We start from the raw sequence: 15,563 nt of genomic DNA on the forward strand, positions 1-15,563 counted from the left end.
GCTTCGGCCAGGCAGCGAGGATCACCAGCGGAACGGTCAGTGCAAGCATCATCATGTTGCGTTCTCCTTCGTCGTCTCAATGCGCTTTCTCTGAGACGTACTGTACGCAAGTCCTTGTTGCATCACACAAAAGCTTTTCCATCGAATGATGAATTCACTTGATCGCAAATTTGGTCAAGTGGTGTCCGCCGGGGTTTCGCTGCCTGCGTGCTAATCCTTCGGGCTACACCGACAGCCGCTCGCGCACGCCGTCCGCGTCCATGTTCTTGCCTTCACCGCGCATCACGATTTCGCCGCGTTCCATCACGATGTACTGGTCGGCCAGCGAGCGCGCGAAATCGTAGTACTGCTCGACCAGCAGGATCGCCATCTCGCCGGATTCGGCCAGGGCGCGGATGGCGCGTTCGATGTCCTTGATGATCGAGGGCTGGATGCCTTCGGTCGGTTCGTCAAGGATCAGCAGCTTCGGCCCCGCGGCCAATGCTCGACCGATCGCGAGTTGCTGCTGCTGCCCACCTGAGAGGTCGCCGCCGCGGCGCTTCATCATCTGCCGCAGCACCGGGAACATCTCGAAGATGCGTTCAGGTACCTGCGCACTGGCGGGCTTCACTGCGAGGCCCATCTCCAGATTCTCGGCCACCGTCAGGCGCGGGAAGATCTCGCGGCCCTGTGGCACATAGCCGATACCGGCGCGCACCCGGGCGTGCGAGGGGCTGCGCGTCAGGTCGGCATCCCAGAAGCGGACTGTGCCGGTCTTCGCGGGAACGAGGCCCATCAGTGTCTTCAACAGCGTGGTCTTGCCGACGCCATTACGGCCCAACAGGGTCGTGACCTTGCCGGTCGGCACTTCGAAAGAGAGGTCGCGCAGGATGTGGCTGCCGCCGTAGTACTGGTTCAGGTTGGAGACGGTGAGCATGGTCAGGCTCCGCGATACGGGCGATGGCGCACACCGGCCTGCGCGGGGCGCGGCTGGCGGGCGTTGGGAAAAACCGGGATCAGGCGGCCGGTGGCGTGGTCGGCGCGGCGGGCGGTGGTGCTTCGCTGCCCGCGATCAGCAACTTGCGGAACACGGCATGGTTGGCGTGCGGCAGCAGCGACGCCAGCTCGTTCGGATCGAGCTTGGCCGCGTCGATCGGCTGACCGTCGGTGAAGGTGAGCCGGAAGGCGTCTCCGTGCGCCCGCACCAGACACAGCAGCAGCAGCGCGGCGAGTGGATCGCCGACGCGCGGCACCGAGCCGCGCAGCGAGTCTTCGCGCAACTGGAAGAAGGGCGCTGCGGTGGAGCCGTGGCGCACGATCCACACCGCATCGCGCTTGTCGAGCGTCATCACGAACGGCGTCAGGGTGTTCCAGCGCTCGATCACCGCGGTCGCAGCGGCGACCGCCTCCTGCCATTTCAGCGAGGTACGCCAGAGGAAGTAATCGAACTTGCCGGTGCCGGTAACCATGCGCGTAGCGTAGCAGGCCGCGCGCCGGAGCGGCAGAGGGGGGCAGCCGGTGCGCCGGGCGATCAGCGGCCAAGATAGACCTCGATCACGCGTGGGTCGTTCTGTACGGTTTCGAGGTCGCCCTCGGCCAGCACGCTACCTTCGTGCAGCACCGTGACCTTGCCGCCCAGCGCCTTGACGAAGGCCATGTCGTGCTCGACCACCATTAGCGAGTGCTCGCCGGCGAGCGAGACGAAGAGTTCCGCAGTGCGTTCGGTTTCCTCGTCGGTCATGCCAGCCACCGGTTCGTCGAGCAGCAGCAGGCGCGGCTCCTGCATCAGCAGCATGCCGATCTCCAGCCACTGCTTCTGGCCGTGCGACAGCAGGCCGGCGGGGCGGTCGGCCTCGCTGGTGAGGCGGATGCGCTTGAGCGTTTCCGCGACGCGGTCGCGCTGCTCGCCGGTGAGTTGCGCGAGCAGGCTGCGCCACACGCGCTTGTCGGTCTTCATCGCGAGTTCGAGGTTCTCGAACACCGTGTGCTGCTCGAAGATGGTCGGCTTCTGGAACTTGCGGCCGATGCCGGCATGCGCGATCTCCGGCTCGCGCATACGCGTCAGATCCATCGTCTGGCCGAAGAAGGCGCGGCCGGCGTCGGGGCGCGTCTTGCCGGTGATCACGTCCATCATGGTGGTCTTGCCGGCGCCGTTGGGGCCGATGATGCAGCGCAGCTCGCCGGCGTCGATCGTCAGCGTCAGCGCGTTGAGGGCGCGAAAGCCATCGAAGCTGACGGTGATGTCTTCAAGGTAGAGGATGACCTTGTGCGAGAGATCCAGCTCGCCGGGCGTCATCACACGGCCGGTCGGCGCGCCGTCTTCCCATTGTTCGCGCTGGGTTGGATCGGCGTGTTCGAGGGTGCCCACTTTCATGCGGATGCTCCTTCAGCGGCGGCAGCGTCGGGCGGGGTGCTGTGGGTGGAGGTGCTCGCGGGGGCGTGCGCAGCCTTCGCGACGGCCTTGGGTGCGGCGGGTGTCGTATCGCGTGTGTGGCGAACGCGCCGCCACAGACCAACCAGGCCTTCCGGCAGGTAGAGCGTGACGAGGATGAACAGCAGCCCGAGGAAGAACAGCCAGTACTCGGGGAAGCTCACGGTGAACCAGCTCTTCGCGAGGCTCACCGTGAAGGCGCCGAGCACCGGGCCGATCAGCGTGCCGCGGCCACCGACCGCAGCCCAGATCGCAATCTCGATCGAGTTCGCCGGGCTCATCTCGCCCGGATTGATGATGCCTACCTGCGGCACGTACAGCGCACCGGCCAGCGCGCACAGCACGGCCGAGAGGGTCCAGATGAAGAGCTTGTAGTGCAGCGGGTTGTAGCCGATGAACATCACGCGCGACTCGGCATCGCGGATCGCGGCGAGCACGCGGCCGAACTTCGAGGTGACGAGGTAGCGGCCGAGCAGCAGCGTGCACATCAGCAGCAGCGCCGAGAGGCCGAACAGCACCAGCCGGGTTTCCGGCGCGGTGATCGAATAGCCGAGAATACGTTTGAAGTCGGTGAAGCCGTTGTTGCCACCGAAACCGGTTTCGTTGCGGAAGAACAGCAGCATCGCGGCGTAGGTGAGCGCCTGCGTGATGATCGAGAAATACACGCCCTTGATGCGCGAGCGGAAGGCGAAGTAGCCGAACACCCACGCAATCGCGGCCGGCACCACAACCACCAGCACCAGCGCCCAGAGGAAGCTGTCGCTGCCGGTCCAGTACCAGGGCAGGGCTTTCCAGTCGAGGAACACCATGAAGTCCGGCAAGTCGGCGTGGTAACTGCCGTCGCGCCCGATCTGCCGCATCAGGTACATGCCGAAGGCGTAGCCGCCGAGCGCGAAGAAGAGCCCGTGGCCGAGCGACAGGATGCCGGCGTAGCCCCAGATCAGGTCCATCGCCACTGCCACCACCGCGTAGCACAGCACCTTGCCGGTCAGCGTCACGAAGTAGTCCGACACATGCAGCGGGTGACCCTCGGGCAGCGCGAGGTGTGCGGCCGGCACCAGCACCCAGGCGACGAGGGCGAACAGCGCCAGTGCGATCCAGCCGCTGCGTGGCATGGCTGTGAGGAATCGAAGGGTCAGTGGCGTGCGCATGATCAGCTCTCGACGAAGCGGCCCTTGAGGGCAAACAGCCCCTGCGGACGCTTCTGGATGAACACAATGATGAAGAGCAGCACGAGGATCTTCGCGATCACCGCGCCGGCCCAGCCTTCGAGGAACTTCGTGACGATGCCCAGCCCGAGCGCGGCCCACACCGCACCGGCGAGCTGGCCGACGCCGCCGAGCACGACGACGAGGAAGGAGTCGACGATGTAGCCCTGGCCCATGTCGGGCCCGACGTTGGCGATCTGCGACAGCGCGACGCCGCCGAGGCCGGCGATGCCGGAGCCAATCGCGAAAGCCAGTGTGTCGATGCGCCGTGTCGGCACGCCGACGCAGCCGGCCATCGGGCGGTTCTGCGTCACGGCGCGCACGAACATGCCGAGCCGCGTCTTCTGCATCATCAGCCACACGATCAGCAGCACGAACAGCGCGAAGCCGATGATCGCGATGCGGTTGAGCGGCAGCATGGCGCCGGCATAGAGCTCGATGCCGCCACTCATCCAGTTGGGGTTGGCGACTTCCTGGTTCTGTGGCCCGAAGATCACGCGCGCGGCCTGGATCAGCACCAGCGACAGGCCCCAGGTGGCGAGCAGGGTTTCCAGCGGGCGGCCGTAGAGGTGGCGAATCACAAGCCGTTCCATCGCCACGCCGACCAGTGCGGCGACGACGAAGGCGAGCGGGATCGCCGCCAGCACGTAGGCATCAAGCCACTGCGGCGCATAGCTGCGGAACAGGCCTTGCACCACCCAGGTGGTGTAGGCGCCCACCATCAGCAGCTCGCCATGCGCCATGTTGATCACGCCCATCACGCCGTAGGTGATCGCGAGCCCCAGCGCGGCGAGCAGCAGGATCGAGCCGAGCGAGATGCCGGTGAAGATGCGGCCGAGGTTCTCACCGATCGCGATGCGGCGTTCGATCTGCGTCAGCGAGGCGACGGCGGCGATACGCACCGTTTCATCGGTTTCCTTGTAGCTGCCGCTGCTCTTGTCGAGCATGGCGGCGAGCAGTTGGCGCACGGCCGGGTCGGCACTGTCGGCGAGCGATTTGACCGCCTTCAGGCGCGCGCCGGCATCGTCGGCGCCGAGGTTGGCCTTGGCCTGTGCGAGCACCAGCAATTGTTTGATATGTGGGTCGGACTCCTTGGCCAGGGCTTTGTCGAGCAGCGGCAGGATCTCTGCACTGGCGTTGGCGCTCACGTCCTTTGCAGCGGTGAGGCGCACCTCGCGTTCGCTGGCGAACAGGCGCAGGCCGGCGAGCGCGGCGTCCAGCGTGCGACGCACGCGGTTGTTGATGCTGACCGCCTCGGCGTTCTCGGGTGCCGCGGTCAGCGCTTTGCCGGTCGCCACATCGATGTAGCTTTCACCGTCGAGACGCACCAGCTTGTCACCGGCGACGAACAGGGCGTCTTCCGACAGCGCCTTGAAGATCGGCAGTACCGCTTCGGGGTCGCCGCTGGCGAGGGCCGCGATCGCGGCAATCTTCTCGTCAGAATCGTCTGCACCGAGGCGTGCGAGTTGGGCGGGGTCGAGCGCTGCGCAGGCCGGTGACCAGGCAAGGCGCGCGAGCAGCGCAAGCAGGAAAAGGAGTCTGACCATGGGGCGGCCGTTCCGTGTTCGTGGTGCCGGCCGGCACGCCGAGAGGCGAACCGGCCGGGAGGGCTGCACCGCAGTGCGGTGCAGCGTTCAGGGATGGGCCGGGCTTACTGTGCGTCCGGCTCGTCCTTCTTCTTGTCGTTGCCGGGGATGTACGGGCTCCACGGCTGGGCCTTGATCGGGCCCTTGGTCTTCCACACCACGTTGAACTGGCCGTCGGCCTTCACTTCGCCGATGAACACCGGCTTGTGCAGGTGGTGGTTCTTCGGGTCCATCTCGACCTCGAAGCCCGACGGCGCCTTGAACTTCTGACCGCCCATCGCGGCGATGACCTTGTCGACGTCGGTGCTCTTGGCCTTTTCGACCGCCTGCTTCCACATGTAGATGCCGATGTAGGTGGCTTCCATCGGGTCGTTGGTCACGACCGTGTCGGCCTTCGGCAGGTTGTTCTTCTTCGCCCAGCCCTGGTAGGCCTTGATGAAGGCGGCGTTGGTCGGGTTCTTGATCGACTCGAAGTAGTTCCACGCGGCCAGATGGCCGACCAGCGGCTTGGTGTCGACGCCACGCAGTTCCTCTTCACCCACCGAGAAGGCCACGACCGGCACATCGGTCGCCTTCAGGCCGGCATTGCCGAGTTCCTTGTAGAAAGGCACGTTGGAGTCGCCGTTGATCGTCGACACCACCGCGGTCTTCTTGCCCTCGGAGGCGAACTTCTTGATCTTGGCGATGATGGTCTGGTAGTCGGAGTGCCCGAAGGGGGTGTACTCCTCCATGATGTCCGCATCGGCGACGCCCTTGCTCTTGAGGAAGGCGCGCAGGATCTTGTTGGTGGTGCGCGGGTACACATAGTCGGTACCCAGCAGCACGAAGCGCTTGGCCTCGCCGCCGTCCTTGCTCATCAGGTATTCCACCGCCGGGATCGCCTGCTGGTTGGGCGCGGCGCCGGTGTAGAACACGTTCTTCTCAAGTTCTTCACCCTCGTACTGCACCGGGTAGAACAGCAGGCCGTTGAGTTCCTTGTAGACCGGCAGTACCGACTTGCGCGACACCGAGGTCCAGCAACCGAAGGTCACCGCGACCTTGTCCTTCGACAGCAGTTGGCGCGCCTTTTCGGCGAACAGCGGCCAGTTCGAGGCCGGGTCGACCACCACCGGCTCGAGCTTCTTGCCCAGCACGCCGCCCTTGGCGTTGATCTCTTCGATCGCCATCAGCGCGGTTTCCTTCAGCGCCGTTTCCGAGATGGCCATCGTGCCGGACAGCGAGTGCAGGATGCCGACCTTGATGGTGTCGGCGGCTTGCGCGGCCAGCGAAGTGAATCCGCACACGGCGAGCGCGGCGGACATTGCAGTCATTTTCACGAAATTGCGACGGGTGCTCATGGACGCTCTTCCTCGAATCAGTTGGGGTCACGGGGTCAGTGGGATGCTGCGGTGCCACATTAGGGCCGGCGCCCCGATCGAGGAATACGTCAGATTGCGTAGGTGCCCGAGAGGCCTTTCGCTGCAAAGCATGCGGTCAGCGAGGTGCTCAAGGAAGCGGGCCTTCGCGTCGTTATGTGAGGGATACAAATACGAACGAACCCATGAGCGAGCGCTTTCCGGACGCCTTCCTCGCCGACAAATATGCACAGTTCCGCAGCCTGGCATTCCACGCCGCGCTGTTTACGCCCGCGCTCACTGCGGCGATGTGGAGCTGGGAATGGGGCGTCGACCCGGCGCATGCGATGGATACCCTGGGGCTGCGGATCGCCATGGTCTTGCTGAGCCTGGTGGTGCCGCTGAGCGTGAAGCTCTATGAGCGCAGCGATGTCGGGGCTTGGCTTGCCGCGCTCTGCACGGTGCTGATCGAAATCCTGCTCAGCGTGGTGCACGACAGGATTGCGAACGGTGCGCTGCTGGGGATGCCGGGCTTCATGTTCTTCTACTTGCTGGCCCCGGTTGTGAGTTTCGTCTTCCCGCTGCGGGTCAACGTCACCCTCAACGTAGTGCTGCCTGTGGCGCCACTCGCGCTGCATGCTGTCAGCGGCGTGCCGGTGGGGTTTCATGTTGTGGCCTATTCGAGTGCGGCCTTCCCGGCGGCGGCCTTCGTGATCACCGGCCATTTCCTTGCAGAGCGTGCGCTCCGCCAGTTCTTTGAAGCACGTCGCCTGGCTGCGTGGCGCAGCGCAGCGATCGACAAGGTCGCAGTTCCGGTGTTCGTGGCGAACTCGGAAGGTCTTGTCGAGTACGCCAACGCCGCCATGATGGGTCTGCTCGAACCATCACGGAACGTGGTGATCGGCACCCCGCTCGATCAGCTGCTCGACATGTCCGGGGCGCAAGCCGGGTTGAAGAACGTCGAGGCACGGGTGCGCAACAGCACGCGCAATACCTGGCTCCTGTTGTCCGGCACAGCGGTGGGGCGTGCCGGGCGTGCGCCATCGATCGTGTACGTGGCGCAGGACGTTTCTGCCGCGCGCGCGGAATCGGATGCCTTGCGCGATGCGGCCTTGACCGACACCGTCACCGGCCTTGCAAACCGGCGTGCCTACGATCAACAGCTTGCGCGGCGTCATGCGCAAGGCGGCACGCTGGCGGTGCTGTTCGTCGATCTGGATGGCTTCAAGGCGGTCAATGACAGTTTCGGGCATGACACCGGAGACGCCTTGCTGAAGGTGATCGCGCAGCGCCTGAACCGGGCATTGCGTCAGGGGGATCTGGTGGCGCGACTGGGCGGGGACGAGTTTGCGCTGATTGCCAGCATCGCGGACGGTACCGATGAAGCCCGTGCGCTGGCCGAGCGGCTACTTCGCACCATCTCGGAGCCGGTGCATCTGACCACTGAAACGGTCAAGGTAGGCGCCAGTGTGGGGGTGGCCCTGTCGTCGACGATTCAAACCGACGCGCACGGGCTGGTGCGCGCTGCCGACGCCGCCATGTACCGTGCAAAAGCTTCGGGAAAAGGGCGCGTGGTGATCGCCGAAGCGGCCGATTACGAGGCGCGGTAGCCTTTGCACGGCGGGTGCTCTCATGCTCGCCGCCAATTCTCGCGCCCCGATGTGACCGCATGCGCACCGGAGACGAAGGCTCGGCGCAGCGGGGTACTGCCACTCGAGTGCGTTTGAAGTGAACGCAAACTGCAACGTGCTGGGCGGCGTCTGGAATGGCATCACCTCGGACAGCATTTCGAACTCGCGCCTGGTGTTCTGGCACTAGGGCGTGGGCGAATTCGTCGGTGGCGAAGGCGAGTACGGCACGCCGTTCCTGATCTCTGCCTTGAACGACCAGGGCCAGATCCTGACCACGCGCTATCCCCCCGCTGGCCAATCGCTGGTGCTGCTGACCGCAGCGGTGCCGGAACCCTCGGGTTGGACGCTGATGCTGTGCGGCATCGGCATGATCGGGGCGATCGCACGCCGCCGGTCGGCACTGCGCTGAGGCGGTATCGGGAAGCGACGCCAAGGTCGTTCCCGGTACGAGAAACGGGGCTCACGCTATGCTGTGGGCCCCGTTTCCGTTCACGAAGCCATGTTGCTGCCTGCCGACTTTGAACCCTTATGGTCGTGCGACCGCGCGCCGCTGCCGGAGGATCTCTGGTTTGTCTTTCAGGATTCGGCGCTGCTCGTTCAAGAGGCGTCACCGGCCTGCGTGCTGCCGGATGGCGCCGTCCTCCGTGCGTCGGGAGTTGTCACGACCGAGTGCCGCTGCGTCGGCAAGCTAGGCGCCGCCTATTGCTGGGTCGCCTCGATCGCTGATCGTGAATTGCCGGTGGGCCTTGTGGCGGAGCCAGTTCGGCGCCTCTTCAACCGGCTGCCCGACGATCTGCTCGCAATTGCCGGTCGTGCCCAACAGATCCTCGAGTTCGACCGCACGCACCGCTACTGCGGCGCCTGCGCGGCCGAGATGCGGGCGCACGACGGTGGTCGTGCGCGTGCCTGCCCGGCTTGCGGGCACAGTGCCTATCCGCGCATCGCGCCGGCGATGATGGTGCTGGTCAAACGCGATGGACCCGGCGGGCGCGAGCTGCTGCTTGCGCATGGCGCGAAGTTCCCCGGCACGATGTATAGCGCGCTCGCGGGCTTCGTCGAGCCTTCCGAGTCGCTGGAAGCATGCATCCGTCGTGAGACGCGCGAGGAGGTGGGCGTCGAGGTCTGCAATCTGCGCTACTTCGGCAGCCAGGGCTGGCCGTTTCCGCATTCGCTGATGGTGGCGTTCGTCGCTGACTGGGCTGGCGGCGAGATCGCATGCCAGCCCGATGAGATCGTCGATGCGCAGTGGTTCGCGCTCGATGCGCTGCCGCAATTGCCGCACCGCCTGTCGATCGCGCGGCGCCTGATCAACGCGGTGGTTGGCGAGTGTGACCCGCAGCATCCGGTGCTCACCGACAACATGGCGTTTCCGCAGCCTCCCGCGTCGGCCTGAATGCGACGTTCGGATCGATCCCGGCGCGCTTAATTCCGGCTTAAGTCGCGCTAAGTCAGGCTTAAGGGGTGGGCTCGCAGAATGCAGCCATGCCTTCAGACGGAAGGCAGCCTACAAACCCTGAGGAGCCTGACCATGAAAAAGCTGATTCTGACCCTGAGCGCCCTGACCTTCGCCGCTGGTGTGTTCGCTGCCGATGCACCGGCAGCCACCCAGTCCACGCCGGTGAGCAAACCGGCCGCGACAAGCAAGAAGACCACCCACAAGCAGCACGCCGCCAAGCCGACCGAAGCAACCAAGCCGGCCGCGACGACCGAAGCCAAGCCTGCCGCGAAGCCGGCTGAAGCCAAGCCCGCAGCGACGCCGGAAGCCAAACCGGCCAAGTAAGTCTGGCGCAATCGCGCTTCAGCGAAAGCCCCGGTTCTGCCGGGGCTTTTGCGTTTACCGGAGCAAATCGGGAGTCGGAGTCAGGGTTCGACGCCGGGCAGCCAATGGCCGTCGTAGCCGATGACCGGGCAATTGACGATGATGTCGGTGACGCTCAGCTGGATCTCGCCGGCGTCGTCGGCCGCCAGCACATCCGCTTCTGATCGGAGCACCCGTGGCGTCGCGCCGGGCTTCCAGCGCACCAGCCACACGCGCCAGATCGGCGAGTAGGCGGTGCTGCGGCTCGTCGCCCCCAAGGGTTCCGGTGCCGAGGGCAGCACGCTGGCCTGCACCGGCGGGTCGAACTTGTAGACCCGGTCGATCGCGCTGCGCCCGGGCGTGTCTGCCGGCGGAATCGCGTTGGCCATGCGGGGTGCGAGGTTGACCTTCGCCATCGCGGCCATCGCCGGGTCGGAAATGTCCGTCGTCAGGTAATACACCGGCCGGCCATCGAACCAGCCGGTGGTGACTGGAATGCTTGCGCGCAGCGTGCTCGGCGGCGCACTGCCGCAGGCGGTGAGCAGCAAGGCCAGCAGCGGCGATGCGCAAGCGCGAAAGCCTGGGCGGCAAGACATGGCGCGACCTCCGGTGAGAGACGAAGGCTCAGCGTAGCGCAGTCGTGCAGAACGTGCTCGGGGTGCTTCGCCACTGGCGATCGCTGATGTACCGCTTAAGTCCGGCTTAATCCGCGCTAAGTCAGGCTTAAGGGGTGGGATCGCAGAATGCAGCCATGCCTTCAGACGGAAGGCAGCCTACAAACCCCGAGGAGCCTGACCATGAAAAAGCTGATTCTGACCCTGAGCGCCCTGACCTTTGCCGCTGGCGTGTTTGCTGCCGATGCACCGGCGGCCACCCAGTCCACGCCGGTGAGCAAACCGGCCGCGACAAGCAAGAAGACCACGCACAAGCAGCACGCCGCCAAGCCGACCGAAGCAACCAAGCCGGCCGCGAAGACCGAAGCCAAACCGGCCGAAGCCAAGCCCGCTGCAGCGCCGGAAGCCAAGCCGGCCAAGTAATCCCCGCGCCGTCGCGCGAACGCAAAAGCCCCGCATCACCGGGGCTTTTTGCTTTTCAGGCGCCGGCCGTATCGGGGCGCGCCCGCATGCGGCCCATCGCCATGTTGGCGGCCGCAGTGCGGGTTTCGACACCGAGCTTTTCGAAGATGTGTTCGAGATGCTTGTTCACGGTGCGCGGGCTGCTGCCAAGGATGGTGCCGATGTCGGGGCTGGTCTTCCCCTGCGTGACCCAGTAGAGCACTTCGGCTTCGCGGGTGGTCAGGCGGAAGGCCGCCATCAGGGATTCGATCGCGGAGCCGTCGTTCTCTTCGCGAAGCACGACCAGCCATTCGTCGTCGCCCGTCTGGTCGTGAAACGTGGACATCAGGCGCCGGCTGCCCTGCGCGACCAGCAGCGTCGGGTGTTCTCGCCCTTCCCGGCGCGCCGCGTCGGCGGCGGCAATCCATTCGAGCAGGCGTGGCGGGGTTGCATCTCGCTCGGTGCCGAAATAGGCGTTGAGCAACTGACGCGCCAGTGGCGTCTGCCAGACCAGCTTGCCGTCGCTCGCGCGCACCGCCACGGTGGCCTGGCCGAAGGCATCGAGTGCGCTGCGTGCCTGCCGCATCTGGCGGGCGTTCTGCAGGTGGGCGGCGATGCGCGCCAGCACTTCCTGCGGGCGGATCGGCTTGGTCACATAGTCGGCGCCGCCGGCGGCAAAGGCCGCGACGACATGTTCGGTCTCGGTAAGCCCGGTCATGAAGACGATCGGAATCGCCTGCGTCGCGAAGTCGGCTTTGAGCCGGCGCGCGGTTTCGAAGCCGTCGATGCCGGGCATCATCGCGTCGAGCAGGATCACGTCCGGCGCGCTCTGGCGCGCGCGCAGCAGCGCATCCTGCCCGTTGGTGGCGACCAGCACGGTGTAGCCGGACTCGTCGAGCGCGTCATGCAGCAGCGACAGGTTTTCCGGGATGTCGTCGACGATCAGCACGACGCCGGCGCGTTCAGGCATCGGCACGGACAGTCTCCCTGTTTGCGGTTTGCAGGCCCTTGCGGATGATGGCCTGCATCGGTTCGAACTGGAACTGGCGCGCGAGGCCCCGCATCACGCGCACGAACTCGGCGTAAGCCGGGTCGGCGTGCTCGATGCCGGCCAGCGTATCAAGCACACCGCGCGGGTAACCCAGCGAGACGGCGCTCTCCAGGGCTCGCAGCGCCGCTTCCGGCGGATAGCTGAGCGGGGCGCCAGCGTTGGGGACGGATTCAGGGGCTGATTCCTTGCGCGGCGCGCTGACCCATTCGAGTTGCAGGCGGTGGCCGATCCAGTCGAGCAGATCTTCCACCCGCAGCGGCTTGACGAGGAAGTCCTCGGGCGGCAGCGCGATGTCGTTGTCGAGCCCGCGGTCGAAGGCGTTGGCGGAAAGTACAGCGAGTTGCGCGTCGCAGCCCTGCGCGCGCAGGCGGCGCAGGGTTTCCCAGCCGTCGATGCCAGGCATCGCAAGGTCCATGAACACCAGATGCGGCTTGAATAGCGGTGCACGTTCCAGGCACTCATAGCCGTTCGCGGCATCTGCGACCTCGAAACCGAGCGGCGCAAGCAGACTGACCAGCAACTCGCGATCCACCCGTTCGTTATCCACCACCAGGATCCGCCGCCGCACGCCAACGTAGCCGATGCGTACCGTGTCGGCCCGCAGTCGCGCGGCCTGCATGCCATGGACCTGCGGCAGGAAGAGCCGCACAAGGAAGCTGCTGCCGGCGCCGGGCGTGCTGGTCACCGACATTTCGCCGCCCATCAGGTCGGTCAGCATGCGGGTGATCGTCAGGCCGAGCCCGGTGCCGCCGGCGCCACCCTGGCTCGCCGCGCTGCCGCGTGCGAAGGGCTCGAAGATGTGCTCGATCTCATCGGGGGCGATACCGGGGCCGCTGTCGATGATCTCGCACAGCGCCATCTCGCGCTGGTAGCGCAGGCGGAAACGCACCTCGCCGCGCTGCGTGAACTTCACCGCGTTGCCGAGCAGGTTGATCAGGATCTGGCGCAGCCGCTTCTCATCCGCCCGCACCACCGGCGGCAACTCGCCGAGTTGTTCGAAGTGGAAGGCGAGGCCCTTGTTGCGCGCCTGCAGTTCGAACATACCGACGATCTGCGCGATGAAATCCGGGAAGTCGAGCGGGCGGATGTCGAGCGTGAGCTTGCCGCCTTCGATGCGCGCGAGATCCAGCGTGCCTTCGATCAGCGAGAGCAGGTGGTCGCCGCTGCGCCGGATCACTGATACCGCCTGGCGCCGGTGCGCCGGAATCGATTCGTCGCCGTCAAGGATCTGCGCGTAGCCGAGAATGCTGTTGAGCGGTGTGCGCAACTCGTGGCTGATCGCGGTGATATGGCGGCTCTTCGCCTGGTTCGCCTGTTCGGCGACCTGCCGCGCCTTCTGCAGTTGTTCGTCGGTGCGGCGGTGCGAGGCAATCTCCTGCATCAGCGCGGCGGTCTGGCGGTTGGATTCTTCCTGCGCGACCTGCCGGCTCTTGTGCGTCAGCACCATCCACCAGGCCACCACGCCGCTCACCAGCAGCAGCGCCGAGAAGGCCTTGATGAAGCTCTGCTGCAGATGCGGCAGCAGCGCGGCATGCTGACTGCCGACGACCACCCACTCGTGGTAGTACAGCAGGCCCATCAGCAGCGCGAGGAAGGGCACGATGCCGGCCATCAGCAGCAGGTAATGGCCCAGCCCGGTCTCGACATAGGGCAGCACCGCGCGCGGCAACACGCGCTGCAACAGCCCGTTCCACTGCGACGAAAGTCGCGCCTGCGGCTTGCACAGGTCGTTGCAGCGCGCATCGAGCGAGCAGCATAGCGAGCAGATCGGCCCCTGGTAGGCGGGGCAGTGGGCGGTGTCGTCCGACTCGTATTCGCGGTCGCAGATGCAGCAGCGATGCGCGCCGGTGCTGCGCACTTCGGCCTTGCGTGCGAGGTAGTACTTGCCGCCGGTTGCCCACGCGATCAGCGGCGAACAGACCAGTGCGGCGCCGATCGCCAGGAAGGAGGCGAATGGCTGCAGGGCGGCGCCGAGCAGGCCGACCCAGGCTGATATCGAGAGCGCAGAGGCGATCGCCATCGTGCCGACACCGACCGGGTTGATGTCGTACAGATGGCTGCGCTTGAATTCGATGCTCTTGGGCGACAAGCCGAGCGGCTTGTTGATCACCAGATCCGCGACGACGGCCATCATCCAGCTGATAGCGATGTTGGAATACAGCCCCAGCACCTGCCCGAGCGCTTGAAATACGTTCAGCTCCATCAGCATCAGTGCGATCAGCGTGTTGAACACCATCCACACCACGCGGCCGGGGTGGCTGTGCGTCAGCCGCGCGAAGAAGTTGGACCACGCCAGCGAGCCGGCGTAGGCGTTGGTGACGTTGATCTTGAGCTGCGAGATCACCACGAAGATCACCGTTGCCCATAGTGCCCAGCCCGGTGCGGCGAACACATGCGAGAAGCCGATCAGGTACATCTGGTTCGGGTCGACCGCCTTGTCCGCCGGCACCGCATTGCGCAGCGCGAGCCACGCGAGCAGCGCGCCGCCCAGCATCTTCGCCACGCCCAGCACCACCCAGCCGGGGCCGCCGACGATCACGCCGGCGAACCAGCGCCTGCGGTTGGCTGCGGTGCGCTCCGGCATGAAGCGCAGGTAGTCCGCCTGCTCGCCCATCTGCGTAATCAACGCGATGCCCACGGTGAGCGCGGCGCCGAACAGCGGCACGCTGAAGCTGCCGCCTGCGCCATTCGCACCCGCATAGCTCGCGAGGCCGGCGAGTACCGTCGGCTCCTGCCACAGCACGAAGACAAAGGGCAGCGCCAGCATCAGCAGCCATAGCGGCTGGGTCAGGGTTTGCAGGCGGCTGATGGTGGTGACGCCATGCGTGACGAGCGGAATCACGACCAGCGCACAGAGCACATAGCCCCACGCTGGCGGGATGCCGAAGGCCATCTCCAGCGCGTAGGCCATGATCGCCGCTTCGAGCGCGAAGAAGATGAAGGTGAATGAGGCGTAGATCAGCGAGGTGATGGTCGAGCCGATGTAGCCGAAGCCTGCACCACGCGTGAGCAGATCCATGTCCAGCCCATAGCGGGCCGCGTAGAAACTGATCGGCAAGCCGGCGAGGAAGATGATCAGCCCGGTCGCGATGATCGCGAACAGTGCATTGATGAAGCCCGCCTGCACCAACATGGTGGCGCCGACTGCTTCAAGCACCAGAAAGGACGCCACGCCGAAGGCGGTGTTCGCGACCCGCAGCTCGCTCCAGCGGCGGAAGCTGCGCGGCGTGAAACGCAACGCGTAGTCCTCCATCGTCTCGCGCGCGACCCAGCTGTTGTAGTCGCGACGGATCTTGATGACGCGCTGGACGGGCGCTGCGGAGGTATCGAGTGTGGGCGGCATGGCCTGTCTGGCCTAGCAAGCCGCGCGCCGGGTCCGAAACCGGGCCAGTCGGGGGCGCTAACGGCCCGTGTGACACCGCAACGTTACCGTCACAAAAACGCAATCAGACGCACATGAAAATGTGACGAGCTGGCGACTTGACTGCGC

The 15,563-nt window shown here is 65.7% G+C and carries 14 protein-coding genes; 5 read left to right on the forward strand and 9 right to left on the reverse strand.

From position 1 onward, the window contains the following. Nucleotides 1-223: 223 nt before the first annotated feature. The 6 genes from urtE to urtA all read right to left on the reverse strand — a co-directional run bounded on the left by urtE (nucleotide 224) and on the right by urtA (nucleotide 6,541). Nucleotides 224-916, reverse strand: coding sequence for an urea ABC transporter ATP-binding subunit UrtE (urtE, locus tag GGR36_RS17040; protein ID WP_183635979.1), 693 nt, complete (start codon nucleotides 914-916; stop codon nucleotides 224-226). 79 nt (nucleotides 917-995) lie between these two features. Continuing rightward, nucleotides 996-1,448 carry a hypothetical protein gene (locus GGR36_RS17045; protein ID WP_183635980.1) on the reverse strand — a complete coding sequence of 151 codons (453 nt, stop codon included), beginning with the start codon at nucleotides 1,446-1,448 and terminating at the stop codon, nucleotides 996-998. Nucleotides 1,449-1,510: 62 nt separating this feature from the next. Further along, nucleotides 1,511-2,275 carry an urea ABC transporter ATP-binding protein UrtD gene (gene urtD / locus GGR36_RS17050; protein WP_338086726.1) on the reverse strand — a complete coding sequence of 255 codons (765 nt, stop codon included), beginning with the start codon at nucleotides 2,273-2,275 and terminating at the stop codon, nucleotides 1,511-1,513. A gap of 74 nt (nucleotides 2,276-2,349) precedes the next feature. Continuing rightward, nucleotides 2,350-3,561: an urea ABC transporter permease subunit UrtC gene (gene urtC / locus GGR36_RS17055; protein WP_183635981.1), complete on the reverse strand. Its 1,212-nt coding sequence runs from the start codon at nucleotides 3,559-3,561 to the stop codon at nucleotides 2,350-2,352. 2 nt (nucleotides 3,562-3,563) lie between these two features. Next, entirely contained in the window at nucleotides 3,564-5,165 is a 1,602-nt protein-coding gene (gene urtB / locus GGR36_RS17060) for an urea ABC transporter permease subunit UrtB (RefSeq protein ID WP_183635982.1), read from the reverse strand. Between the two features lie 104 nt (nucleotides 5,166-5,269). Next, nucleotides 5,270-6,541, reverse strand: coding sequence for an urea ABC transporter substrate-binding protein (urtA, locus tag GGR36_RS17065; RefSeq protein ID WP_183635983.1), 1,272 nt, complete (start codon nucleotides 6,539-6,541; stop codon nucleotides 5,270-5,272). A gap of 203 nt (nucleotides 6,542-6,744) precedes the next feature. Between urtA and GGR36_RS17070 the strand changes: the two genes are divergently transcribed. From GGR36_RS17070 to GGR36_RS17085, 4 genes are all read left to right on the forward strand, one after another. Next, a complete protein-coding gene (locus GGR36_RS17070; RefSeq protein WP_183635984.1) occupies nucleotides 6,745-8,148 on the forward strand; it encodes a sensor domain-containing diguanylate cyclase in 1,404 nt (467 codons plus the stop codon). 211 nt (nucleotides 8,149-8,359) lie between these two features. Then, a complete protein-coding gene (locus GGR36_RS22145) occupies nucleotides 8,360-8,578 on the forward strand; it encodes a PEPxxWA-CTERM sorting domain-containing protein (RefSeq protein WP_183635985.1) in 219 nt (72 codons plus the stop codon). Between the two features lie 90 nt (nucleotides 8,579-8,668). Then, on the forward strand, nucleotides 8,669-9,562 hold the full coding sequence (gene nudC, locus GGR36_RS17080; RefSeq protein ID WP_183635986.1) for an NAD(+) diphosphatase: 894 nt from the start codon (nucleotides 8,669-8,671) through the stop codon (nucleotides 9,560-9,562). A gap of 135 nt (nucleotides 9,563-9,697) precedes the next feature. Next, nucleotides 9,698-9,949 (forward strand): hypothetical protein, encoded by a 252-nt coding sequence (locus GGR36_RS17085; RefSeq protein ID WP_183635987.1) that lies wholly within the window; start codon nucleotides 9,698-9,700, stop codon nucleotides 9,947-9,949. Nucleotides 9,950-10,029: 80 nt separating this feature from the next. Here the strand turns inward: GGR36_RS17085 and GGR36_RS17090 are convergent, their stop codons facing one another. After that, nucleotides 10,030-10,563, reverse strand: coding sequence for a DUF7482 domain-containing protein (locus GGR36_RS17090; protein ID WP_183635988.1), 534 nt, complete (start codon nucleotides 10,561-10,563; stop codon nucleotides 10,030-10,032). A gap of 201 nt (nucleotides 10,564-10,764) precedes the next feature. Here GGR36_RS17090 and GGR36_RS17095 point away from each other — a divergent pair, with 201 nt between their 5' ends. Continuing rightward, nucleotides 10,765-11,004 carry a hypothetical protein gene (locus GGR36_RS17095; protein WP_183635989.1) on the forward strand — a complete coding sequence of 80 codons (240 nt, stop codon included), beginning with the start codon at nucleotides 10,765-10,767 and terminating at the stop codon, nucleotides 11,002-11,004. 55 nt (nucleotides 11,005-11,059) lie between these two features. Here GGR36_RS17095 and GGR36_RS17100 read toward each other — a convergent pair whose 3' ends face one another. Together GGR36_RS17100 and GGR36_RS17105 are read right to left on the reverse strand one after the other, a co-directional pair. Then, a complete protein-coding gene (locus tag GGR36_RS17100; RefSeq protein ID WP_183637232.1) occupies nucleotides 11,060-11,992 on the reverse strand; it encodes a response regulator in 933 nt (310 codons plus the stop codon). Continuing rightward, nucleotides 11,985-15,416, reverse strand: a complete 3,432-nt coding sequence (locus GGR36_RS17105) for an ATP-binding protein (protein WP_183635990.1) — start codon at nucleotides 15,414-15,416, stop codon at nucleotides 11,985-11,987. The genes GGR36_RS17100 and GGR36_RS17105 overlap by 8 nt, the downstream gene beginning before the upstream one ends. Between the last annotated feature and the right edge of the window lie 147 nt (nucleotides 15,417-15,563).

Origin of the sequence: Niveibacterium umoris (genome assembly GCF_014197015.1) — a bacterium.
Lineage (GTDB): Bacteria > Pseudomonadota > Gammaproteobacteria > Burkholderiales > Rhodocyclaceae > Niveibacterium > Niveibacterium umoris.

Coding starts and splice junctions, on each gene's coding strand:
- urtE (WP_183635979.1), bottom strand. CDS start 916: ATGCTCACCGTCTCCAACCTGAACCAGTACTACGGCGGCAGCCACATC.
- GGR36_RS17045 (WP_183635980.1), bottom strand. CDS start 1,448: ATGGTTACCGGCACCGGCAAGTTCGATTACTTCCTCTGGCGTACCTCG.
- urtD (WP_338086726.1), bottom strand. CDS start 2,275: ATGACGCCCGGCGAGCTGGATCTCTCGCACAAGGTCATCCTCTACCTT.
- urtC (WP_183635981.1), bottom strand. CDS start 3,561: ATGCGCACGCCACTGACCCTTCGATTCCTCACAGCCATGCCACGCAGC.
- urtB (WP_183635982.1), bottom strand. CDS start 5,165: ATGGTCAGACTCCTTTTCCTGCTTGCGCTGCTCGCGCGCCTTGCCTGG.
- urtA (WP_183635983.1), bottom strand. CDS start 6,541: ATGAGCACCCGTCGCAATTTCGTGAAAATGACTGCAATGTCCGCCGCG.
- GGR36_RS17070 (WP_183635984.1), top strand. CDS start 6,745: ATGAGCGAGCGCTTTCCGGACGCCTTCCTCGCCGACAAATATGCACAG.
- nudC (WP_183635986.1), top strand. CDS start 8,669: ATGTTGCTGCCTGCCGACTTTGAACCCTTATGGTCGTGCGACCGCGCG.
- GGR36_RS17085 (WP_183635987.1), top strand. CDS start 9,698: ATGAAAAAGCTGATTCTGACCCTGAGCGCCCTGACCTTCGCCGCTGGT.
- GGR36_RS17090 (WP_183635988.1), bottom strand. CDS start 10,563: ATGTCTTGCCGCCCAGGCTTTCGCGCTTGCGCATCGCCGCTGCTGGCC.
- GGR36_RS17095 (WP_183635989.1), top strand. CDS start 10,765: ATGAAAAAGCTGATTCTGACCCTGAGCGCCCTGACCTTTGCCGCTGGC.
- GGR36_RS17100 (WP_183637232.1), bottom strand. CDS start 11,992: ATGCCTGAACGCGCCGGCGTCGTGCTGATCGTCGACGACATCCCGGAA.
- GGR36_RS17105 (WP_183635990.1), bottom strand. CDS start 15,416: ATGCCGCCCACACTCGATACCTCCGCAGCGCCCGTCCAGCGCGTCATC.